This window comes from Acinetobacter sp. 251-1, from assembly GCF_030329305.1.
Taxonomy (GTDB): Bacteria; Pseudomonadota; Gammaproteobacteria; order Pseudomonadales; family Moraxellaceae; genus Acinetobacter; species Acinetobacter piscicola_A.
Window position 1 is genome coordinate 45453 of record NZ_JACANS010000012.1, and the last position, 24636, is coordinate 70088.

Annotated in this window: 20 protein-coding genes and 1 tRNA gene; 5 read left to right on the top strand and 16 right to left on the bottom strand. The window is 35.9% G+C overall.

Annotated elements, in window-relative coordinates; translation table 11 throughout:
* Positions 1–177: 177 nt before the first annotated feature.
* From HX129_RS11325 to HX129_RS11340, 4 genes are read right to left on the bottom strand one after another with little or no spacing between them, the layout of a single operon-like run.
* Entirely contained in the window at positions 178–1296 is a 1119-nt protein-coding gene (locus HX129_RS11325; protein ID WP_130073112.1) for an ABC transporter permease, read from the bottom strand.
* Positions 1289–2434: an ABC transporter permease gene (locus tag HX129_RS11330; protein WP_286434116.1), complete on the bottom strand. Its 1146-nt coding sequence runs from the start codon at positions 2432–2434 to the stop codon at positions 1289–1291. Before HX129_RS11330 ends, HX129_RS11325 begins: the two co-directional genes overlap by 8 nt.
* A 1-nt stretch (position 2435) precedes the next feature.
* Positions 2436–3590, bottom strand: coding sequence for an HlyD family secretion protein (locus HX129_RS11335; protein ID WP_286434118.1), 1155 nt, complete (start codon positions 3588–3590; stop codon positions 2436–2438).
* 13 nt (positions 3591–3603) lie between these two features.
* Positions 3604–5052: a TolC family protein gene (locus HX129_RS11340; protein ID WP_286434244.1), complete on the bottom strand. Its 1449-nt coding sequence runs from the start codon at positions 5050–5052 to the stop codon at positions 3604–3606.
* A gap of 398 nt (positions 5053–5450) precedes the next feature.
* On the opposite strand from HX129_RS11340, the gene serC reads away from it, so the two are divergent.
* Positions 5451–6530 (top strand): 3-phosphoserine/phosphohydroxythreonine transaminase, encoded by a 1080-nt coding sequence (gene serC / locus HX129_RS11345; protein ID WP_286434120.1) that lies wholly within the window; start codon positions 5451–5453, stop codon positions 6528–6530.
* 84 nt (positions 6531–6614) lie between these two features.
* On the opposite strand, the gene HX129_RS11350 is transcribed toward serC, so the two are convergent.
* The 5 genes from HX129_RS11350 to pyrC form a co-directional block, all read right to left on the bottom strand.
* A complete protein-coding gene (locus HX129_RS11350; protein WP_174492361.1) occupies positions 6615–6767 on the bottom strand; it encodes a hypothetical protein in 153 nt (50 codons plus the stop codon).
* A gap of 485 nt (positions 6768–7252) precedes the next feature.
* A complete protein-coding gene (locus tag HX129_RS11355) occupies positions 7253–8188 on the bottom strand; it encodes a hypothetical protein (protein ID WP_130073117.1) in 936 nt (311 codons plus the stop codon).
* 199 nt (positions 8189–8387) lie between these two features.
* Positions 8388–8463: transfer RNA gene (locus HX129_RS11360), tRNA-Glu, on the bottom strand.
* Between the two features lie 20 nt (positions 8464–8483).
* Positions 8484–9143: a ribonuclease T gene (gene rnt / locus HX129_RS11365; protein ID WP_130073118.1), complete on the bottom strand. Its 660-nt coding sequence runs from the start codon at positions 9141–9143 to the stop codon at positions 8484–8486.
* Complete coding sequence (pyrC, locus tag HX129_RS11370; protein WP_130073119.1) at positions 9128–10162, bottom strand: dihydroorotase; 1035 nt, start codon at positions 10160–10162, stop codon at positions 9128–9130. The genes rnt and pyrC overlap by 16 nt, the downstream gene beginning before the upstream one ends.
* Positions 10163–10732: 570 nt before the next feature.
* On the opposite strand from pyrC, the gene HX129_RS11375 reads away from it, so the two are divergent.
* The 4 genes from HX129_RS11375 to epmA all read left to right on the top strand — a co-directional run bounded on the left by HX129_RS11375 (position 10733) and on the right by epmA (position 15485).
* On the top strand, positions 10733–11764 hold the full coding sequence (locus tag HX129_RS11375; protein ID WP_130073120.1) for a L,D-transpeptidase family protein: 1032 nt from the start codon (positions 10733–10735) through the stop codon (positions 11762–11764).
* A gap of 276 nt (positions 11765–12040) precedes the next feature.
* Positions 12041–13348 carry a diguanylate cyclase gene (locus HX129_RS11380; RefSeq protein ID WP_286434123.1) on the top strand — a complete coding sequence of 436 codons (1308 nt, stop codon included), beginning with the start codon at positions 12041–12043 and terminating at the stop codon, positions 13346–13348.
* An 89-nt stretch (positions 13349–13437) separates the two neighbouring features.
* Positions 13438–14505, top strand: coding sequence for a 4-phosphoerythronate dehydrogenase (locus tag HX129_RS11385; protein WP_180045099.1), 1068 nt, complete (start codon positions 13438–13440; stop codon positions 14503–14505).
* Between the two features lie 8 nt (positions 14506–14513).
* A complete protein-coding gene (gene epmA, locus HX129_RS11390; protein WP_502872633.1) occupies positions 14514–15485 on the top strand; it encodes an EF-P lysine aminoacylase EpmA in 972 nt (323 codons plus the stop codon).
* Positions 15486–15614: 129 nt separating this feature from the next.
* On the opposite strand, the gene HX129_RS11395 is transcribed toward epmA, so the two are convergent.
* From HX129_RS11395 to HX129_RS11425, 7 genes are all read right to left on the bottom strand, one after another.
* Positions 15615–16325, bottom strand: coding sequence for a hypothetical protein (locus HX129_RS11395; RefSeq protein WP_286434128.1), 711 nt, complete (start codon positions 16323–16325; stop codon positions 15615–15617).
* 18 nt (positions 16326–16343) lie between these two features.
* Positions 16344–16766: a hypothetical protein gene (locus HX129_RS11400; RefSeq protein WP_174492366.1), complete on the bottom strand. Its 423-nt coding sequence runs from the start codon at positions 16764–16766 to the stop codon at positions 16344–16346.
* An 11-nt stretch (positions 16767–16777) separates the two neighbouring features.
* Positions 16778–16987 carry a hypothetical protein gene (locus tag HX129_RS11405; protein WP_174492367.1) on the bottom strand — a complete coding sequence of 70 codons (210 nt, stop codon included), beginning with the start codon at positions 16985–16987 and terminating at the stop codon, positions 16778–16780.
* 58 nt (positions 16988–17045) lie between these two features.
* Complete coding sequence (locus tag HX129_RS11410; RefSeq protein ID WP_174492368.1) at positions 17046–18287, bottom strand: multifunctional CCA addition/repair protein; 1242 nt, start codon at positions 18285–18287, stop codon at positions 17046–17048.
* A gap of 79 nt (positions 18288–18366) precedes the next feature.
* Positions 18367–20646 (bottom strand): NADP-dependent malic enzyme, encoded by a 2280-nt coding sequence (locus HX129_RS11415; RefSeq protein ID WP_130073127.1) that lies wholly within the window; start codon positions 20644–20646, stop codon positions 18367–18369.
* Between the two features lie 135 nt (positions 20647–20781).
* A complete protein-coding gene (locus HX129_RS11420; RefSeq protein WP_286434132.1) occupies positions 20782–23640 on the bottom strand; it encodes a sensor domain-containing protein in 2859 nt (952 codons plus the stop codon).
* A 161-nt stretch (positions 23641–23801) separates the two neighbouring features.
* Positions 23802–24515, bottom strand: a complete 714-nt coding sequence (locus tag HX129_RS11425; protein ID WP_130073128.1) for a 16S rRNA (uracil(1498)-N(3))-methyltransferase — start codon at positions 24513–24515, stop codon at positions 23802–23804.
* Between the last annotated feature and the right edge of the window lie 121 nt (positions 24516–24636).

The following is a 24636-nucleotide window of genomic DNA, read 5'->3' on the forward strand; positions in this document are numbered from 1 at the left end:
TTTTGAGCGTTTAGAGTATTTCGAAAATGCTGTATTTTGCGCTTATTTAAGTAGTGAGCATAATTTTTTTATGTAAATTTGTTATCAATTGCATAAAAATAATTCAGTTTTATTTAATTATTCAATTCTATTTGTAAGATTAATTAATTTTATAAATTATAGTTGGGCTTTTTATTCTTATTTTTTATACATATAAGCGACCCGATAAAAAGCTAAAACCAATAAAATCAATGCCAAAGTGCTTAAATAAATCAGTTTAGGCATGATCAGAGCGAAGGGGACACCCATTTGATTAAGTTGAATAAACAGATTAATGCCTTGTGTAGAAGGTAAAATATGTGAAAAATATTGCATCCATGTCGGCATAGCAGAGATCGGCCAAGCTGCACCAGACAATAAAAATAATGGAATAGAAGTAAATACCAACAGATGCCCTGCACGCTCAGACACGTCCAAAAAGCTTGCAAGCAGCATCGCAAGTCCAATCACACAACTGAGATAAATTGGAACAGCAATCAACATTCCTGTGAAATTTCCACCATGGGGATAATCATACAGCCAATAGGTAAAACCAAATAAATAAAAACAACCTAGGCAACCAATGGTGAGTGCTGCAAAATAAATTCCGCAGAACTCACTGAGCGATGCACGCCAAAATTTTTCACGATAACCTGCAATGAGCATGCACAAGCCAAGTAAAATAGTTTGGTGAATGATCAATGGGGCTATGGCAGGGAAAATATAACTGCCATAGCCTGAAAGAGTATTAAATAAAGGAATTTGATGGATTGAAAGTGCAGCTTTAAAATGCGAAATTTGTCCAAATTTTGCAGCATGTTCAGCAAGTGTATGTTCGATGGATGTTGCTAAACCTAAACCGATTTGTTTGGTTTTTAAAAAATATGCTGCGCTAAGATAAAGTCCAATCCCGCCTGTTTCACCGCGTGCAATGCTATTCGATAAATTTTGAGGTAAATACAAAATCCCATCGGCTTTTTGTTGCTGTAGCAAGTGTTTTGCTTCTTCAAAATTACCTGTGATGTCTTGAACTTTCACATTGGGACTTTTATAGACTTGGCTAATAATGGCATGCGTTAAATAACTTTGTTCTTCATCGACAATCACAATAGGCAATGCTTCTGCTTGTTGTGCCTTGTAAGCGGTTGGGTAGAAAAAACTATATAAAAAAATTGACAATACCATTGTGGTTAAAATTGATGAATTTGCTGCAATATTCTTAAAAGTTTGTAGATAATCACGAAAAAGCTGTTTTAAAAAGTTGCTGAACTTAGACATGTGCAGCTCCTTGTGATGATTTCTGTGTCATTTTTTTCAATAAGATTGCCGAGACGAATGCATAAAAGATGCAATATACAGCAAGGATCAGTAGTGGAATGAGTGAAATACTGATTGGGCTACCAACCACCCATTGTTCAGTTTGTAGTTTTGCATAAGGCGTGTAGGGAATAATATTCGCCCAAAATTGTGTGAAAATAGGGGCATTATTTAATGGTAATGTCACACCTGCAAAACTCAGAGATGAACCGCCATATACAGCGATAAATCCAAAACTTTTCGACAAATTTTGTGTTGCAAGGACCACTGTGGTACTGATTAAGGCATAAGCCAAATAAAACAAAAATTGCCCAATCAAAATGAGCCACACTTGACCTGCTACAAACCAACCGCGGATTTCAATGAGCCAAAACATCCAAAGCCATGTCCAAGCACTAAAAATGAAAACATAGACTAAATTTTTTGCCAAAATTGCTTGTAGAAAGCCTTGATGATGCTGCCATGTTGAAATGCTTTTAGATTTGAGTTCCTGTCCTACAGCAAATGCGACACAACAACATAGCAGCAAATGCAAGATTGCAGGAATCATAAAAGGTTCTAAATAAAATTCGTAACTGAGGTCTGGATTATATAAAGGAGAAATTTTAATGCTGGCTGTGGGGACATTGGCATAGGGAAGTGTATTTGCCAAATAAGTATTTTTACTAAAATCTGCCACACCTTGTAAAGTTGATACTAACATGGCTGAAGAAATCGTATTGCCAATACTAAAATAAGACTGATTAAAGGCAATGCTAATACCAGCATCTTGTGCTTGTACGAGACGTTGTTCAGCACCCTCAGGAATATGCACATAGCCCCACACTTTGGTCTGGTTAATCAACTTTTCGATATCATCGACATTGTCAGAAACTTCATAGATTTGTAGTGTGCTGCTATGACTTAAATATTTTTCAATATTTAAACTGAGCTGGCTATGATCCTGATCAATGATTGCAATGGGTAAATGTTCTGCTTTACCTGTATAAAACATGCTGGCAAATAAAATCAGTAAACACAGTGGGGCAAGCGTCACCAGTGCGAGATCCCATTTATGACTGATCAAATAGCGCAGTTCACGCAACATGCAGGCAAACATATTATTGTTGCTCTGGTAGCTTAAAAATGACACTCATGCCAATTTTTAGGTGATCAATCTTTTCCACAGGAAGTAACTTTATTTTAAAACTACGTACATCATAACCTCCTGTTTGACGTGTATTTTTGATGGTGGCAAATTCTCCTTCAGCATCGATACTTTCGATTTTAAAATGGGCAGTTCGGTTTAAAGCAGGAATAAATCCTTGTAGCATTTTGCTCTGATAAACTTGCGCATATTGGTCTTCACGGATATTTAAACTGACCCATTGTTCATCGGTTTCAAGCAAGCTTACGACAGGTACACCCATTGCAACGAGTTCAGAAGGTTTACCATAGATTTTAGAAATTGTACCTGATGAGGGTGCGCTTAACGTGGTTTCAGCTTCTAGTGCATTGGCTTCTTTTACCGCAGCTTGGGCAATTTGCACTTGTGCATCGGCACTCGATTTTTGTTGTGTGGTACTGCCACGTTTGGCACGTGCATATTGTTGATAAGCAGCTTCAGTCATTTGATGAGAGGACTGTGCTGCAGCATGCATTTCATCTCTGCGTTGACGGGAAATAACCCCTTCCTTAAATAAGTTTGAACCACGTTGATAAGTGGTATATGCGAGCGCTTCTTGTGCTTTTAAAGCCTGCCAGTTGGCATATAAACTGTCGATATTTTCCTGTTGTGAGCCACGTTCTGCGGTAGATTGTAAAGCCAATGCCGATTGTAATGTTGCCAGAGCTTGTTGTTTTTTCGCTTCAATTTCAGGACTGGTTAAACGCACCAAAACCTGACCTTGTGTGACATTTTGCCCTTCTTTGACCAAAATTTCTTCGATACGGCTCGGAACTTTAGTGCTGATATGGATGGTTTCAGTTTCTACTCGACCTTGTACATCAATGGTTTTCGGTTGATAAGCTTTCCATAAACCAAAAGCAATCAAGCCGAGAAGGGCAATCAGAAGAATTAAACCGATGATCAATAATGGTGTTTTTTTCGCTGCCTTTTCAGTAGATGTTGTTTGTACTGGTGTGGGGTCAGCATGTATTTGCTCTGATTGTGCGTTATTGGGTGCCGTTAACTCTGGATGCTGTTCAGCAGTCTGTTCTATAGCTGCATCGGTCTTTGCAACTTTATCAAGTTTTGGGTCATGTTGTTGTGTCATTATTTTCCCCATTTTAGCGAATATAGTCAGTATTGGATTGATTTACATAAGTTTTAAACTGATCAATAGAGCCATGACTCTGTAAAAGTGTGGCTAAAGACATCACGTATTTATAGGCATTGATGGCCATTTCTGTTTGAAGGGCGCTGAGTTGATTTTGTGCATCAATGACTTGTGTGGCTGTACCCATAGCTTCTTTAAAAGATAAACTTTGAATGCGTAGGTTTTCCAATGCTGCTGCTTCATTTTGACGTAATAATTGTTGATTCATTTGTGCTGTTTGCATCGCCTGATAGGCACTATAAATCACATTTTCAATTTCTTGTTTGGTACGAGCCGTACCGAGTTTGGCTGCATAGCGCTGTAGTTCAGCTGCTTGTACATTTTTATTTTTATCAATCCCTGAAAATAAATTATAGCGAGCAGCCACGCCTACAATCCAATTTTGATCTTGGTCTAAACTATATTCGCCAAAAGCAAAAACAGTCGGTTTTTTCGCTGCTTGTTGCAGTTTGATATTTTCATCTGCTAAGCGCATATCCATTTGCATTTTTTGTACTAAATGAGAACTTTGCGGATAAGATGCTAATAGTTGATCAATATTCTGCTGTTGTGAACGGTTAATAAAAAGAGGTGTGGTGAGTTGATCAACCGATGATTTATTCAGTAAATTCTTTAATTGAAATTGACTGGTTGCTAAGTTTGCTGTGGCATTTTGATCGGCACGAGTTGCATTATTTTTAGCAACTTCAAATTGCATACGTTGCCCTTTGCTAATAAAACCTTGCCTTTCAAGTTTTAAAGCATTGTTATAATGTTGTTGCATTGCATTTAAATTAAAAGCACTAGCATTGAGTAATTGTTGTTGTAATTGCACATTAAAATAAGCCTGAATCATTTCAAAGCGTTGCGTATCTTGTTGTTGCTTACTGTTGAGTTGGCTGCGTTCTGCTTTGAGATTGGCAATATTTTTGGTGGTGGTGGTTAAGCCACCCGTATAAATGGGCATCATCACCGACACGGTTGGGCGTATGGTTTCATCTTCCATCACCACATGAGTGCTATCTGGAATTAAACCAATGCCACTATGAATGCCTTGATTTAAACCTTCTTTTAAAGGGTCTGTGATGGTGTTGGGTATATTCTGCTGTGTTTGCCATTGATCTACTTTTTCATTTACACCATAAGACAATGTTTGTTCTAAATTATTTTTAACACCATCCAAAGGAATATCTGTTTCTGCATGAAATTTATAGGCACGTACATTTAAGTCTATACGAGGTAAGCCGATATTTTTCACAGCATCGGCTTGTAATTTTGAGGCCTGATCTAATGCTGTATTGGCTTGAGAGGTATATGAATTTTCAAGTAAATACTGTTCAGCTTGAGCATAGCTAAGATTCTCTGCATATGTCGGGATCGCTAAACTTAAATTTAGTACACATAAGCAACCCAATTGCATCGATGCATATAACATTTTTTTAGGATAATACGTCGTTAATTTCATCTGCAAAATCATCAGTATTTGTTTAAATTTAAAACTATTCTAACCTTGAATGACTAGAATAAATAATCTAAAAGCGACATTTATCATGTGTAATTTTTGTAGTTAAACACAAGTAATATATAGATCATTATGATGCTTAGTCACCACAATAGCGAGAATGGCTTGGAAAGATCAAAATAATAAGTCGAGTCATCATATTGTGAAAAAATAAGCAGTTGTATTTTTCTTATTGAAATATCAACTCTAAATTCAGAAACATATTGAAAGATTGACTAACAAAGCTGCTGCAACAAAGGGCGATTTGTGGTTAAATGCGCCTATTTCATTCGTTTCACTTTAATAAGGGAAAAATCATGCGCGCGTACAATTTCTGTGCTGGTCCTGCTGCATTACCTACTGCCGTTTTAGAAAAAGCTCAACAAGAGATGTTAGATTGGCGTGGTAAAGGCTTATCCATCATGGAAATGAGTCACCGTAGCAAAGACTATGTGGCTGTCGCTGAAAAAGCAGAAGCAGATCTTCGAAAATTAATGAATATTCCTGACAACTACAAAGTGTTGTTCTTACAAGGTGGCGCATCATTACAGTTCTCTGCGATTCCTTTAAATCTATTGGGCAAAAACTCAAAAGCAGATTATATCCATACGGGCATTTGGTCTGAGAAAGCGACCAAAGAAGCACAGCGTTATGGTGAGATCAATATCATTGAAGCAGGAACAAGTATTGATGGTAAATTAGCCATTGCTCATCAAAGCCAATGGAACTTATCAAATGATGCTGCTTATGTGCATTATGCAGATAACGAAACCATTGGCGGAATTCAATTTGCCAATATTCCTGAAACAGATAAACCATTAGTGTCTGACTTTTCTTCAAGTATTTTATCTGCACCATTAGATGTGTCTAAATTTGGTTTAATTTATGCAGGTGCGCAAAAAAATATTGGTCCAGCGGGCTTAACGCTTGTCATCGTACGTGATGACTTATTAGATCAAGCAAAACCTGAAATTCCAAGTTTATTGAAATATGCGTCACAAGCGAAAAATGATTCAATGGTGAATACACCTGCAACCTATGCATGGTATTTATCAGGTTTAGTTTTTGAATGGTTACTTGAGCAGGGTGGTGTGGATGCCATGCATCAAGCCAATCTTGCTAAAGCTAAATTACTTTATGGTTATATCGATTCAAGCGATTTTTATGCAAATCCAATTGCAGAACAAAATCGTTCGATCATGAATGTACCATTTACTTTAGCAAATGCTGATTTGGATAAATTATTCTTGAAAGAAGCTGAAGAAAATCATTTGCTTAACCTTGCTGGTCACCGTTCAGTAGGTGGTATGCGTGCAAGTATTTATAATGCTGTACCATTAGAAGGCGTACAAGCATTGATTAACTTTATGGATGACTTTGCAAAACGTCATGGTTAATTGATTGAATTAACCATTCAAACATCAAGTTATAAAAATCCCGCATTTCATTTGCGGGATTTTTTTTGCATATTCTTGAAAAATTTAAGTTGTTGGGAAGATCCCAAAAATATGAAAAATAATGGCAGCTAAAAATATGCCTAAGACAAAAAAGCAACATGCGCCTTTATCCCAAGGTAAACGAAATCCACTATTTTGTTGAATGAGATGGGGTGATTGTTCAGGTATAATTTTCATCACTGAGCCTGGATTTTAAATTATTGTTAAATCTATCGGTTCGGGCTATTTGTAACATAAAAAAATGTGCAAATAAAGTGCTTATTTATCTGAGTTTTAAAATCAATGCTGCTTTATGCCAAAATAATGATGCAATAATCTTCATTTAAAATGTGTTCAGATATTTATATGGCGTATGTGAATGTCTAAAAATATATTTATTTTATGAAAGATAAATCTTTAGTTTTGATTATTTTAATTTAAGTTTTTGAAAAATATGTTGTTTATTTTTATATTTAGATGTGACAAATGATCTGATAGGTTGATGAATAGGTGTTAAAAAATAATACTGTAGCGTTATCAAGATATTTTGTTCTTGTCTTTTTTTAACATAAAATAAACAATAAAATTAAGCGTTGATATTGATGAATTCTGTCCATGATCTTACATAATTATATTAAAAAGCCCAAATCTAGTCTGGGCTTTTTAATTCAATTGGCATCAGATTAAGCATTTTTAGTTTCAGTATAAATATTGGCCTGAATCCAAATATTGCCACGGATATATTGTCCAATTGCAAAATCTTTATATTCAGGATTTTTTGTAGCGATTCGTACTAAAATTGCAGGCTGATTTTCTTCTAAAATCAAAGTGACGTCATAAAGCGTATAATCTTGCTGCATAAATTGCATGTGGGTTTTGCCCACGACTTTCCCTTGAAACCACGCCTCATCTTCTTGACCTAATGTTTCACCGTAGAGATAAGCCACCATTTTTGAAAAATCGACAGTCACAGGCTCTTTGTCTGCTTCTGTTTTAGGCTCCCACGCATCTAAGAGTTCTTGTAGATTCTCAGGAGCTACGCCATTATTTTCAGATAAAATATCGTTTAAAGCACGATGGTGTTTAATTGAAGCAGGATCATCAACCACGATTTGTTCGTGATCAGAAACTTTTTCTAACTCATATGCCCATGCATTGAGTTGAACTTGATAACTTTGTGATTGTTGATAATGCGCATGGTTAACACTATAAAGGCTGTCAAATGCATAGACGGTACTTTGACCGAGTTGGAGTTGTAAAACGGCTTGTGTGTTGGTTTTACAGGTAATAATACGGTCAATTTTAGCTTGGATGGAATAAGGACTTTCAAAACTTGGAAAAGCTGTTTTAACGGCTTTAGGTTTATTATTTTCGACAGCAATAATTTGACTGACTTGGATTTTTTCGCCATTTGGTCCTTGGATGAGCCACGCACTTTCATCCATCTCACATTCTTTTTGGCATAAACCCATCGGCATCACAGGTGCATCTAAAGCAAGACCTAACCATTTTGGTACTTCTGTAGTGGGGTTGTCCGTGAGTAAACTCCAATGTTCAACATGACTACCGAAGTTCTGATCATCAATGGTAATTATTTCAGGTCTGTTTTGATTGTTCATATCATTTCATTTATGCAAAAAGCTTGTCTTGTTCTATTAAATCGAGGGTGATTGCTATTTTTCAAGTCCTGAAATGTAAATTCATCATTCAAAGCAGTGATTTATTGAAATTTGGAGGTAAAAATAGTGCATAAATCATGCAAATGTAAATATGTGAAAATAAAATTGAAAAGTATTTTAAATGCTGAAGCAAAATAGATGGCGACCCTACGGGGATTCGAACCCCGGTTACCGCCGTGAAAGGGCGATGTCCTAGGCCTCTAGACGATAGGGTCGTTTAGAAGATGGCGCTATCTTATTGATCCGCCATCAAAGTGTCAAGTAGATGAGGAGACAGTTTGTTCAAAATATAACAAAACAGTTCAGCCGTCTTTTGCGTATCATATAAAGCAGAATGCGCTTCCTTACCGTCAAACTCGATTCCTGCTTGGATGCATGATTTTGCTAATACCGTTTGCCCAAACATCACAGCACTTAAAGTGACTGTGTCAAAAACAGAAAAACTATGGAAAGGATTCTGATTTTTAGTCCCTGTGCGAGCAATTGCTGCTTTGAGGAAACCTAAATCAAAATGTGCATTGTGCCCAACAAGTACAGCATGTGTGCATTGCTGCTGACGACGAACTTCATTCACTGCCTTAAACATACGTTTTAATGCTGTTTTTTCGTCTTCAGCCATCGCAATGCGCATTGGATTCGAAGGATCGATCCCAATAAAGTCTAATGAACGCCGATCTAAATTTGCACCTTCAAAGGGGTTGATGTGCGCATGATGCGCTTCACCTGGTACAAATTCACCCTCGGCATTATAGATGATTGGAATACATGCAATTTCGAGTAATGCATCTGTATCGGCGTTAAAACCTGCTGTTTCAACATCAACGACGACGGGTAAAAAACCACGAAATCGTTGTGCAATTACAGGCTGTATTTCAGTTGTCACACTTTTCTCCATTGAATGGTCTTACCCGCATACAACGGAATAATTTTTTCGCCATCCAAATAGTCAAAACTTTCAGGAATCACTTGATCTTCTTTTACAAGTGTAATGGTTTCAGTATTTCGAGCTAAACCATAAAAATCTGCACCAAAATGACTTGCAAAACCTTCTAAACGTTCGATTTTATTCACTTGGTCAAAGGCTTGTGCATACAGTTCAATCGCTGTTGGTGCACTATAGCAACCTGCACAACCACATGCATTTTCTTTGGCATTTTTAGAATGTGGTGCACTGTCAGTTCCTAAGAAAAATTTAGGATTACCGCTCGTTGCAACTTCTAATAAAGTTTGTTGATGTGTTTGACGCTTTAAAATAGGTAAGCAATAAAAGTGGGGTTTAACACCACCAACTAACATGTCATTGCGGTTAAATAATAAATGCTGTGGGGTAATGGTTGCTGCAACATTACGATCTTGTTCAAGCACAAAATGCGCTGCTTCACTGGTCGTAATATGTTCTAGAACCAATTTTAAGTTTGGAAACTGTCTTAATAATGGTGCGAGGACCTCATCAAGGAAACGTTTTTCACGATCAAAAATATCAACGTGATTATGTGTAACTTCGCCATGTAACAATAACGGAACTTGATGTTCTTCAAGTTGTTCGATGACTGCATATACTTTGCGAATGTCACTTACACCATTATCTGAATTGGTGGTTGCACCTGCAGGATAAAGTTTAATGGCATTAACATGTGCTGAGTCTTTAATTTTTTTAACTTCAGAAGGTTCGGTATGGTCGGTAAAATACAACACCATACGTGGGTCAAAAGTTAAACCTTCAGGGACGTGCGCCATAATACGCTCACGATACGCCAATGCCTCTTCAACTGTTTTTACAGGAGGAACAAGATTTGGCATACAAATCGCACGTGCGAATTGACGAGCTAAATCTGGAACAGTACGTTTTAAAGCAAGTCCATCACGTAGATGTGCATGCCAATCATCGGGCTGAAGAAGAGTAATCGTGTTCAAGGCAGTTCTTACTGAAAAATAAGGTAGATGATAATCCATTCCAACTAAAATGGTAACCGCTATTTTGGACTTGCTAAAAATCAAACCGATTTGTAGGTCTTAAACAGATATTTTTTAATCAATCTGTAGTTGTTGGTTGATTATATACGCTGAGTTTTGAAAATAACGATGATATATAAGATGACAGGCATACAATTATATTGAAAACAATGGAAAAATGTTTAGATAGAGTACGTATGATTTTATATCAAAACTTTATATTAAATGATCGCAAAAATTAGTTGATTTTTGAATGATAAAAAAGTGAAATAATCGTTCACTTTTTACTTAATAAAGTGTTAAATATGTCGCACTTTTGTAGTGTTTTTGATTTGGGTGATTATTGTGCTTTTTTGAATATTTAGTACAATTAACAAATTGATATTAAATAAAATATTTTAATAAGTTTTACTTTGAATAAAGTATACTATATTGATAAGGTATTTTAAAAAATTGATCCTATATACTGCATATAAGTAGCTAAAGATTTGTTTTTTAATATTTTAAAATGGGATGAATAGAGAGTAAAAAATGCGCCAAACTGTGCCATTCATCATGTTACTTACATGCTTCACGATGTTGAATTCATCTGCTTATGCAACAACAGGCAATACAGCACAAGATGAGAAGAAAACAACACAAGTCAAACCTGCTGCAACTGTGAGTTGGAGTAAAGATGCGATTAACAATGCAGTATGGTCTGCACAACTGGCACGCGGGCAATATCCTGCTTATGCGCGTGCACAGGTGATGCTGAATAATTTGCATGCGTCACCTGGTCCGATTGATGCAAAAAGTGGTAAAAATTTTTTAAAAGCCATTTCCGCTTATCAACAGATGAATGGTCTAGAAATTACAGGTGTGTTAAACCAAACAACTTGGAATAGCCTTGTTGCACGCCAAAAACAGCCAGCATTTATTGAATATAGTATTACTGCGCAAGATCTCAAAGGTCCTTTTGCCAAAAGTATTCCGCGTAATTATGCATTACAAGCCAAAATGAAAGGGTTGTATTACACGCGCATTACTGAGTTATTGGGTGAAAAATTTCATATCGATGAAGATTTTCTAAGACAAATCAATCCCAAAGCTAATTTTAATCAAGTAGGGCAAAAAATTATTGTGCCTAATGTGCGTAATGATTTACCGGATGATATTACTTTGATTGTCGCACATAAAGGCGCACGTCAACTTTACTTATTTAACCATTTAAATCAGTTGGTGGGCTCTTTCCCTGCCACAATTGGTGGTGCAGATACGCCTTCTCCGAAAGGAACGCATAAAGTCGTTAAAGTGGCTGCAAATCCATACTATGGTTATTCACCTAAAAACTTTGTGCAAGGTGGTAATAAAAAGCCTTTGACTCTACCACCCGGTCCAAATGGTCCAGTTGGCAATATGTGGATCGCATTAAGTAAGCCATCTTTTGGGATTCATGGTACTCCCAATCCGTCCTTAATTTCGAAAACAGCATCACATGGCTGTATTCGCCTGACCAACTGGGATGCAAATGATCTAGGGCGAAAAGTACAAGAGGGCGCTGTGGTTAAATTCTTGGAATGATTAAGCTGTTGAATGATGTTGAGATATAGAGGTATTCATATACCTCTATTTTTCTTTTAAAACCACTACATTGGTTAATATTATTTAATTATTATTTAACTTTATTTTTATAAAAAATGTGATTTATATTTTGTTGTAATTTAAAACTGTGATTTATTTTTTATTTTTGTGTTATATTCATGTTTTCATTGTATTATTTATAATGTTAATCTTAAGGGGAGATGATTTTATTGATCGTTAAAAAAAAAATATAAGATAATGGAATGTATAAAATAAATGGATAATCAATTAGAAGGTGGTGGAGCAAACATTCAAGCATTAACACGACAACGTGAAGAATACGAGTGCTTACTCAAAAAACAAACAAAATGTATGATGTCTCTTTTTTCTAAAACGCTAGAAGATAAATTTTGGAAAGATCGGGAAGAACGTTTAACAAAGTTAATTATACGTGCATTTTTTCCAGCAACAATTTGCTATTTTTTATTTGAAGTCATCAGCTTACCTATTAACTATTTTACTACAGAAGCGATTTATCGAAAGCATGATGTATTGATGACACTTATTTCCTATACCACAGGTTGGATTGCCTTACTCACTGTATATTTGATGGCAAAGCATCCTATTTGGCGAGCCTATTATTGTTATGTCGTAACAGCTGTGGTCATTGTTGGGCTGAGTATTGTACAAGTCGTTTTATTTTCGACGCAATCAGGCGCTATGACATGGCGCGGCACATTAATTATCATTTTTGCATTAATGTTTGCTTATATTTGTTCAGGTTTGCGTCCAAGTCATACGTTTATTGCAGGTATGGTGTCCGCAGGGATTACGTGCCTTTGTCTATGGATGATAGGAAAGTATATTCCACAATGGGTTTTGTTTAATGTCTTGATTTTGGGAAATTTAGTCGGTTTAGGACTTGCCGTTTTGACTATTTCTACAGATCGAATTCGTTTTTTACAGTCCATTATCATTGGTTTAGATAAGAAAATATATGCGGCTTTAAATCAGCATTTAATGCGTTTAAGTCATCAGGACACTTTAACTTTATTGGATAATCGTAGGAGCTTTGAACAAAAATTTGCACAGAGTTTATATCAAGCCAGAAAGCGGCATCGCCCTTTGGCATTATTGTTTATCGATGTTGATTTTTTTAAATTGTTTAATGATCATTATGGGCATCAACAAGGCGATATTGCATTAATTTCGGTGGCTGAAGTTTTAAAAAGTAATATTCGAGAACAGGATATTGCGATCCGTTACGGAGGCGAAGAGTTTATCATTTTATTAAATAATTCTACTGCTCAAGCTGCGATCAATGTGGCACAAAGATTATTAGAACAAATTCGTAAACAAAAAATTCTGCATCAATACTCTAAGATTTCTGAGTATTTAACCATTAGTATCGGGTTAACGTTATATACAGGAAAAGAAAATATTTTAGGAAAAGATATTTTGAAGATTGCAGATAATGCTTTGTATCAAGCGAAAAAACAGGGAAGAAATCAGTACGTTTTTATGCCCATCAATGAATATTGTTATGATTCGGATATGAATAATCACTCACTGCAAAGTTTCTAGCATAATTCTGTTTGATATTGCACGGTATTCACATAGTCAGTGTTCTTACAAAGCGTTATCATAGTTGTACTATTGCATTGGAATGAATTATGAAAATTATTGCAGATGAAAATCTTGCATTTACAGATTACTTTTTTTCAGAATTTGGGGATATTCAACAAGCAGCAGGGCGTACTTTGAAACATGAGGATGTGAAAGATGCTGAAGCGTTGTTGGTGCGTTCTGTTACAAAAGTGAATGCGGCTTTGATTCAAGATACTGCAATTAAATTTGTTGGTAGTGCCACGATTGGTACAGATCATTTAGATATTTCAAGCTTAGAAAAGCATCATATTGCCTGGTCAAATGCGGCAGGATGTAATGCTCAAGCTGTGGCAGAATATGTGATCACAGCATTATTGCATCTTAACCCACAATTTTTAGATCAGGGTAAACAGTTTACTTTGGGTATTATTGGTTTGGGGAATGTTGGTTCACGTTTGGCGTATATGGCCCAACTTTTAGGTTGGAAAGTGATAGGCTTTGACCCATTGGTTCAGCATGAGAATATTCAACACGTTGCACTCGAAGACTTATTAAAACAAGCCGATGCTGTGACGACACATGTTCCCCTGACTAAAACAGGTGAGCATGCGACTTATCATTTAATCAATGCTGAAACGTTGGCAATGATGAAACCTGAGACAATTTTGATCAACTCAGCGCGTGGTGAAGTGGTGGAAGAAGCAGCTTTGATTGAGGATATTCTCAACACAGGGCGCAAAGTTGTACTTGATGTATTTGAACATGAACCTGAAATTTCAGAACGTCTTTTAGATTTAATTACGATTGTTACACCACATATCGCAGGTTATAGCTTGGAAGGTAAAGCACGTGGTACACAGATGATTTATGAGGCATTTTGTAAAACCTTTGGTTATAGTGCTTATAAAAAATTTGAGTCGCAGTTACCTGTAAGTGAACAATATTTTTACGGGAATAATATTAAAGAAACACTGAAAAAATACCTAACGACGATTTATGACATTTCAAGAGATGATGCAAATTTAAGGGCGACGTTGAAGGAGGGTAAGGTTGATCAAAAAGCCTTTGATCATTTACGTAAAACCTATCCTTTACGCCGTGAATGGGCTGCACATGGTGGGCCAAAAGCATGAGTGAGTCTATGGTGAATTATCAACCGACCTGTGATTTAAAAGCACTGAAAGCACGTGCAAAAATGTATGCTCAGATTCGCCAGTTTTTTACCGAGCGTGATGTATTAGAAGTTGAAACGCCTGTTTTATCACAAGCCGGAGTAACCGATGTTCATTTAGCATCCATTCAAGCGCAACGTCATGTCCAAGGTAAAAAACAAACACATTATTTACAGACTTCACCTGAATTTGCCATGAAGCGTTTATTGGCAAGTGGCAGTGGGGCGATTTATCAAATCTGTAAAGTATTCCGTGATGATGAGCATGGACGTAAACACAATAGCGAATTCACGATGCTGGAGTGGTACAGACCTGCTTTTTCACTGAAAGATTTGATGCTTGAAGTGACTGATTTACTTAATGTTGTTTTGGCGCAGCGTTTCGGTGAAGTTCGTCCAACCATTTATAGTTATAAACATGCTTTTATGGATCGTTTGGATCTCAATCCACTCAAAGCGACTTTGCAAGAGTTGAAAGATGCTTGTCGCCGTGTAGGTCTAAATTTAGATTTGGGTGATGATCGCTTAGGTTATATAGACCTATTGTTCTCGCACATGGTTGAGCCGAGTTTAGGTTTTGATACACCCATTTTTTTAACGGATTTTCCACCTGAATTAGCTTCGCTTGCAAAGACACGTACCGATGAAGATGGTGAATTGGTTGCTGCTCGCTTTGAGCTTTATATCGAAGGTTTAGAGCTTGCCAATGCTTATGATGAGCTGATTGATGCCGATGTGTTACGTGGGCGTTTTAAGGCAGATAATGATGAACGTGAGAAGCTTGGTTTGCATGTGATGCCAATTGATGAATATTTACTAGCAGCTTTGCCAGATATGCCTGAATGTTCAGGAATTGCTTTGGGTATAGACCGTTTGTTGATGGTGGTGCAAAATCAGATGCAGCTAGAAAAAGTGGTGAGTTTCACAGCGGATGTGTCGTGATTGAATAAATGAAAACATGTCTGATTGATGGAATTGGACATGTTGATTTAAAAAATAAGATTTTATTTTTATTCAATATGATGATGGGAATGATTGTAGTCTAAGGTGGTATTTCAGCCATTCATAATTTTATGAATAAAAATTAACACACAAAATTTGATTCGAACCATCAAAATGTAAAATCGTATCATTACCGTCAGTAAAAAATTCATATCCTATAATTGAACCAATCACTTTAAAAGTATCTGCGTGATTAATTTCAGGCATTTCATAATGATTCAAACGACCTTTTAAAGTATTTGTGGTTTCATCATAAACGATAGGGCTTGTCTTATTCCCATTAGACCAGTCATCAATAACAGCTCTGAATGTGCCAAACTCTTGATTTAATTCAAAGCAAAGTTTGTTAATAGAAAATTCATAAAACGTTTGTAAATAGTAGTCTAGATCAAAATCATCATGTGTTTTTAAATTTAGATTCCGTTTTTGTTGGTCAATATAGACTTCCGTTTTTAATTTACTTTTCAAATATAATTGACCATTGCGTGTGAAATCATTTTGCAAGTCATGGAAAATATTTTTCGCATGTTCAAAGCCTTGATATAACTTTACATCACCATGAAATTTATATTTATGATCGATAATTTCAAATAGGGTATATTGGAAAGTATTATGTTCAGTTTCAAAATTTTCATTCATCCATAACCCATTGGAAGAAATAAAATGAAAAATTTGATTTGGATATTGATCAAGTATGACGCTACATAAAGGATAGAAAATTCCTTTTAGTGTTTCATCAGTAAAGACGTCGTTAAAGTTGGGATATAGTTCTATTTTCATTTATTTTTACCTTTTGAATTAGATATTTATCAGCTTTTGTAAGAAATTATCTTCTTTAGATAGAAATTCATCAACTGAATGATTGTAAGAGTATGCTGTAAAAATATGGTTTAATATCAATAAAATAATGTCTTTAGTCAATATTCTTGTTTTAGTCAATTTTGCAAAAGCTTCGGATATTTCATTTAAACTCAAACAATATTCACCTTGTCCAATTTCAATCATTTCTAAAATTTCAGGTTGAATTTGATCAATGGAAAAAGATGATTTTGTAATTAAGTTCTCTAAATCATCTGCAACTTGCTCTAATACATCAAATGGATAGTTGCGTTGATAACGAATTGCATATTGAATGAGTGGCTGACGTAAATGTTCAAAATTTTCAAGTTTAGAAGAAGAAATGATTTGCCCGATCTGAGTCCCAGCAACAAAATTTTCCATTTTTCTATTCCTTAATTATTTTGCATATAGTGATTTAGAAATGACTCTGGAACAGCAATCGTTTCATAAAAACGATTTAAATGATCAATAAACTCAACCTCATAGGCAATCTCTAGTTCATGATTATGAATGAATAAAATAGTCCCTATTGTACCTGTAGGAATATTTTCAAAAGCCTTGATCGTTTTAACGACTTGCAATTCTTTAAATTTAGCAATCATTTTTATAAAAGTATTGATTAAAAAGTTAGAACCCTCCCATTACTGGGAGGATTTTTCATTAAACCGTATGACTATGATGCCCTAACTCATGCTTTAACTGCGCAATTGCCTCAATCCGTTTTTGAATGAGCATTTCACCAATATCCGCACCTTTGATCTCAGGAGGTAAGTCAGAAGCCTTGATGGTACGAACACGTTGCGTGATTTTCCATAAAAACTCCGCTTGTTGATAATCACGATCTTCCATACCTAAGCGACCTCGTGCATCACATTCACAGGCTTGTAAAAATGCTTCGACACGTTCGGGACGGCGTAAAACATCCAAACGTTGTAACAAACGCCATAACGTACCAGCTTTTAAGGTAAATGCCTGATGACATTTTAAATGCTCTTTACATACTGCTAAAGCCAGTTGCTTAATCTGTGTCGGTACTTTTAAGCGGTCACATACTTCAGTCACAGGCGCAATACCACGTTCTTCATGTTGAATGTGACGAGGTAATTCATCCTTCGGAGTTAATGCTTTACCCAAGTCATGTACAAGTACGGCAAAACGTACATCCAAAGAGTAATTGGCTTTACAGGCTTGTTGCAAAGACATCATCGTATGAATGCCACAGTCAATTTCAGGATGATATTCAGGGCGCTGAGGGATACCAAATAATGCTTCAATTTCAGGGAAAAGAATTTTTAAAGCACCACAATCACGTAAGACCTGAAAATAAACATCAGCATGGTTTTCCATTAATGCACGAGAGGTTTCTTTCCATACGCGTTCAGGGGTAAGTGCTTTTAATTCACCTGACGCTGCTAATTGACGCATTAATGCTAAGGTTTCATCGGCAATTGTAAAGCCATACTGTGCATAACGCGCAGCAAAACGAGCAACACGTAATACACGTAAAGGATCTTCGGCGAAAGCTTCTGAAACGTGGCGTAAAATTTTATGATTTAAATCATCTTGACCGTGATAGGGGTCAAATACTTGTCCTGCATCATCCATTGCCATCGCATTGATGGTGAGATCACGGCGAATGAGGTCTTCTTCTAAGGTGACAGAGGGGTCGGTAAAAAACTCAAAACCATGGTAGCCATGTCCCGCTTTTCTTTCCGTACGGGCGAGGGCATATTCTTCTTTTGATTCGGGATGCAAAAACACAGGAAAATCTTTGCCCACAGGTTGATAACCTTGAGCAAGAAGTTGTTCAGGTGTTGCACCAACAACGACATAATCTTTTTCGTGATAGGGATGTCCGAGTAAATGATCTCTGACGGCACCGCCTACTAAATAAACTTGCATGAAAAAACCTCTATTCTTCAAGCCATGATGCTACAGAATAGAGGTTTTCTCAAGTCACAAGATGTGAGTAAACGTGCAATTAAAGAGCAGCTTTCTCATTTTCTTGAATTTCAGCAACCGTTAATGCAGTCATATTGACTAAACGGCGAGTTGTCGCAGTTGGAGTCAAGATATGTACTGGTTTCGCGGCACCAAGTAAGATCGGGCCAATCGTGACATTATTACCTGAAGTTGATTTTAACAAGTTGAATGAAATGTTTGCTGCATCAAGATTTGGCATGATCAACAAGTTTGCAGAACCTTTGAAGCGTGAGTTCGGGAATGCAAATTGACGAATATTTTCATCCAAAGCTGCATCGGCATGCATTTCGCCTTCAACTTCAAGCTCAGGTGCGATTTCAGTCAAGATTTCAAATACTTTACGCATTTTTTGTGCGCTAGGATCATTTTGATCTGAACCAAAACTTGAGTGTGACAATAAAGCAACGCGAGGAGTCATACCAAAACGACGAACTTCTTCAGCCGCTAAAATGGTCATTTCAGCAAGTTGTTCAGCAGTCGGATTCGTATTTACATAGGTATCAGCAATAAATAAGTTGCGATCTTCGAGCATTAAAGCATTCAAAGTAAAGAAATTATTACGACCCTCTTTAAGACCAATGATATTTTTAACAAAGTCTAAGTGAATGTCATAGCTGGAATAGGTACCACATAACATGCCATCAGCTTGTCCAAATCTGACTAACATTGCTGCAATCAAGGTTGAACGACGGCGTGATTCACGTTGTGCGTATTCAGGTGTTACACCTTTACGTTGCATGATACTGTAGTATTCGTCTGCAAATTTTTCATAATCAGGATTGTTTTCTTGATCAACAATGGTGATATTGACACCATTTTCAAGACGCAAGCCTAATTTTTTGATATTCGCTTCAATGACTGCGGTACGACCCACCAAAATTGGTTTCGCTAAATCTTCATCTACTGCAATTTGCACAGCACGAAGCACACGTAGATCTTCACCTTCTGCATATGCAATACGTTTAGGGTCAGACTTTGCTTGAGCAAAAATTGGCTTCATCATGAGTGCAGAGTTATAAACAAACTCAGACAAACGTTGACGATATGCAGAAAAATCTTGGATTGGGCGGCTAGCAACACCAGAGTCCATTGCTGCTTGTGCAACAGCTGGCGCAATTTCAAGAATTAAACGTTGATCTAGTGGACGTGGAATTAGATAATCACGACCAAATGATGCAGATTTTTCACCATAAGATGCAGCATCTGCCTCAACATGTGCCATACGTGCAATTGCATGTACACAAGCAATTTTCATGTCTTCGTTAATGGTGGTTGCACCAACATCCAAAGCACCACGGAAGATATAAGGGAAACAAAGTGCATTGTTCACTTGGTTTGGATAATCCGAACGACCTGTTGCCATAATCACATCAGGACGAACTTCATGTGCATGTTCAGGCAAAATTTCAGGATCTGGGTTTGCTAATGCAAAGATGATTGGATCAGCCGCCATCACTTTAACCATTTCTTTGGTTAAAATACCTGCAGCAGAAAGACCGAGGAACATATCTGCATCGGTAATTACGTCTGCAATTTGGGCGCCATCAATATCTTGTACATAACGCTTTTTAGACTCATCTAAGCCTTCACGTTTAGTGGTTAATAAACCACGTGAATCGGCGACAATGATATTTTCTTTCTTCGCACCTAATGCACAAAGTAAATCTAGGCAAGACAGGGCAGCAGCACCTGCACCAGATGCAACGATTTTAATTTCATCAATTTTTTTACCATTGAGTTGTAATGCGTTTAAAAGTGCAGAACCTACAATGATTGAAGTACCGTGTTGGTCGTCATGGAACACAGGAATATTCATGCGTTCGCGAAGTTTTTGTTCAATGTAGAAACATTCAGGCGCTTTAATATCTTCTAAGTTGATACCACCAAATGTTGGCTCTAAAGCGGCGACAATGTCTACAATTTTATCAGGATCATTTTCAGCAATTTCGATGTCAAATACATCTACGCCTGCGAATTTTTTAAATAATACACCTTTACCTTCCATTACAGGTTTTGAAGCTAAAGGACCAATATTTCCAAGACCTAAAACAGCAGTACCATTACTGACAACAGCGACTAAATTTCCACGTGCAGTATAAAGTGCAGCTTTTGATGGATCTTTCTCAATTTCCAAACATGGCGCAGCAACACCTGGAGAATAGGCAAGTGCAAGATCATGTTGGTTAACGAGTTGTTTGCTAGGCGTGACACTGATTTTCCCTGGGTTTGGGAATTCATGGTAATAAAGGGCTTGCTGTTTTAGTGATTGATCGTCCATTTACATCTCGTTTGTTACAGTGTACCAGCGGGAGCTGGTGATTTTGGCTAAATTTTCTTGAATATACCATTTGTTGAGCAATACGGACAGTCAGAAAACCACCTTTTTCAATAAGAAGTATATGTCATATCTATATTAAGCATCATAAACTGAAGCAAGTTTGAATTTTAACAGATAATCAAGACATTCCTGTGCAGAGAGCGGTTTTGAATAATAATAGCCCTGTATAATATGACATCCATGTTTTTTTAAGAAATTGATTTGTTCAATGGTTTCAACACCTTCAGCAACAATACTCATCCCCATGGCTTGACCCATCGCAATAATCGCACTCACAATGGCTTGATCTTTTTCTTGTTCTATTTTTGAAATAAATATTTTATCGATTTTTAACGTATCAATGGGATAATTAGTCAGATAGGCTAATGATGAATAACCTGTACCAAAATCATCCAATGAAATCGAAATATGACGCTGTTTAATTTGTTGTAATAAGTTAAGCACATTATCTGATTTTGCAATGAGGGAAGATTCAGTGATTTCAAGTTCTAACATATCACCTGAAATTTGATATAGCTCTAATGCTTGATCTATATCCTGAATGAGTTCACCACGATGAATTTGCTGCGCGACTACATTCACTGACACACGTAAGAAATCGAAGTTTAAATCTTGCCAAATACGAATTTGTTTACATGTTTCGAACAGTACAAAGCGCCCAATTTCAGTAATCAGGCTAGATTCTTCTGCGATAGGTAAAAATAGGTCAGGCGTGATTAATCCAAGTTTAGGATGTTGCCAACGAATAAGTGCCTCAAAACCGTAAATTTTTTCAGTTTTTGTACAAATTTTTGGTTGATAATATACAAGTAGCTCTTTATTTTTCAGTGCTTGTCTGAGGTCACCTTCTAAGTTCAAACTTTTTTGTAAAAGTTGAGAATTTTTGCTGGTATAAAAATATGCCGTATTACCCCCTAAGCTTTTTGCTTCCGCCAATGCTTGTTCAGAGTGGCTATTGAGTGTATCAACTTGACGACCATGTTCTGGATAAAGGGCGATGCCTAAAGAAATTGAAATAAAATGCTCCTGATTTTGGATATTAAATGGATGTTCAAAAGCAGTTAATAGTTTTTTTGCAATTTGATGAATATTTTTTTTATTTTGTCCATAATTATAAATAATCGCAAAATCATCATTATTTAAATACGAAATTAATAATGCATCAGGACAAGATTGTCTTAATCGTTTGGCACAGATTTGTAGTAAAATATCTCCCGCTTGAGTACTTGCAAACTCATTAAATGAACGGAAACGATCAATATTAATACGGATAACTGCAAGGTTTTGTAATAAATTATTAGGGTCTGTTAAATGATGATGTAATTGTAAATTAAAATAAAAACGGTTAGGTAAATCAGTTAATAAATCATAATTCTCTAAATAAGAAACACGTTGTTCTTGTTTTTTGCGTTCAGTTAAATCAGTAATAATACCAATATAGTGAATAACTTTATTTTTCTCATCATTTACAGCATTAATATGAATCCATAGTGTTAAATTCTTTCCTGTTAAAAATTCAATTTGCAACTCTCCATCATATTCACCATCATTAACTAATTGTTTTGTAATGTCAAAATGTTGCTCAATAATTTCTTTTTTATTATTTACAGTGATATCAAATAGATGTTTACCCATTAAATCATTTTGACTATAACCAATGAGTTTTTCAAAATAAGGGTTCACTTCTAAATAGCATAAATTATTGTCAAGTACAAAAATACCTTCGGCGACATGTTTAAAAACATTTGCTGCAAGTTTAAGTTGTTCTTGATCATTTTTCTCTTTTTGAATATCACGGTGAATACCCACCATACGAATCGGTTTATAGGAGATTGGATGTCGAGCAATGACCTTACCTGTATCTTGAATCCAACACCATTGATCGTCTTTTTTGATGCGATAACGTGCTTCGAAACGTTCAGACTTACCTCGTAGATGTTGTCGCATTTGATGTTGATAATGTTCAAGATCATCAGGATGAATGAGAGAATCAATTTGAGTATGATGTTCATCAAATTGATTGAATAAAATTTTATTTTTAGTATCAAAAATCTCAATCGTACGTTTTTCGATATTCCATAACCACGAATTAATGCGCGCAGTTTCATGTGCAAATGCTAAATTGGCTTGATGGTTTTCTAGACGAGCATTAATTTGATGAATATCAAAGGTACGTTCTTTTACTTTTTGCTCGAGGAGTTGATTGTTGAGTAATAATTCATTTTGCATCTCAGCAGATTTATCAATTTCATGTTTTAATTTGTTTTGTAATTGATTTGTGTCTTGTATTTGTTGTTTAAATTTAATGAGTAAATTATCATAATCGAAAGAAATTAATCCTAGTTTTTGATGTAGTTTGTGGGTAATAAAACCAATAAGCAAAATAAATAATAAAATAAGATTGAAAGTAAGTTGATAATAAGTATTTAATGGATTTGTAATGATAAAATTATAGAGTAAGCAGGGCGTGATGGATGGAATAAGTAAAAATAAAAAGTAACGAAAACGACAACTCAAATAAAAAATCGCAGTGATTGATGTTAAATACACTAAAATAGTTGATAAAATAAGCAAATGTGTTTCTGTAATTTGAGGTGTATCTAGAATGACATAATAATGTAATGTAAAAAGACCAAAACCTAAGCTACATCCTACAACTAAACAGATCAACTGACATAATGTATCTAAATTAAAGCTATTATAAGTTGCTGTATTTAAATTTGAGCGGATGAATAACCAAGAAGCGCCCAGAAAGAGGCTAACAATAATGCTCCAAAGTGTAAATGAGAATGATAATTCTTCAAAATAACTATAATAGATACTCTGGTTATAGACAATAATGGCAAATAGCCATACAAGAAAACGTTGCAAAAGAATGGCTGCACTTTTAACTTGTGCAGCATATAAAAGTTCATCTTGAACATCTATGACCATTCCTAATGCCTTTTTCTTAATATGGATATTTTTTTAACTTTGGTTTTGTATATAACATTTAATATTACTTAAATATTCCATTCTAAAACATGTAAATTACTTATATTCTTTGGCGAAATCAATAGTTTTTGCGATACAACTCACAAAAAAAGTGACAAAATTTATTGAAATTTATAGTTTAAAATAGACAGTGCAACGACGGGTGCTGTTTCAGTTCTGAGTACACGCTCTCCTATACACCAATTAGTAAAACCATTTTTGTTTGCAAGTTGGATTTCAGTTTCACTTAATCCTCCTTCAGGACCAATAAGAAGTACTAAATTTTTAGTTGAATTTTCAAGTATATCCAACTGTTCTTTATTTGGGGCAAGCACTAACTTTGTTGTTGGTAACTCAGTTTTGAACCATTGTTCTAAACTGATTGGAGATAAAATTTTGGGAATAATATTCATTCCGCATTGTTCACATGCTGCAATGGCAATACCTTGCCAATGATCCAATTTTTTCTGATCACGGTCATATTTAAGACGCATTTCACAGCGTTCTGAAGTTAAAAGCTGAATTTCAGAAACACCGAGTTCTACAGCTTTTTGAATGGCATAATCCATACGATCCCCTTTACTCATGACTTGACCGAGTAAGGTCGTAAAAGCAGGAGTACGGTTATTGGGATTAAATGCATTGATGGAAACAGAGGCTGATTTCTTGGAAATATCTGTTAGTATCACTTCATATTCGCCACCTTGTCCATTGAACAAAGTGGCTTTTTCACCAGCTTGTGCACGTAAAACTTTTACCCAATGATGAAAAACTGTTTCAGTCAGTTCAACCGTAGTATTTACAGCTAAATCAGTTTCGATATAAAAACGGGGCATTTGGTTTTACTCTCAAAATAGGTGAAATAAAAAACTTCTTTCACTTTTATCCCTCATTCAGTTTCTCTCGCGCTTCATTGAAATACATTTCAATTTGCTCAGGGAAAAAAGAGATTAGGTA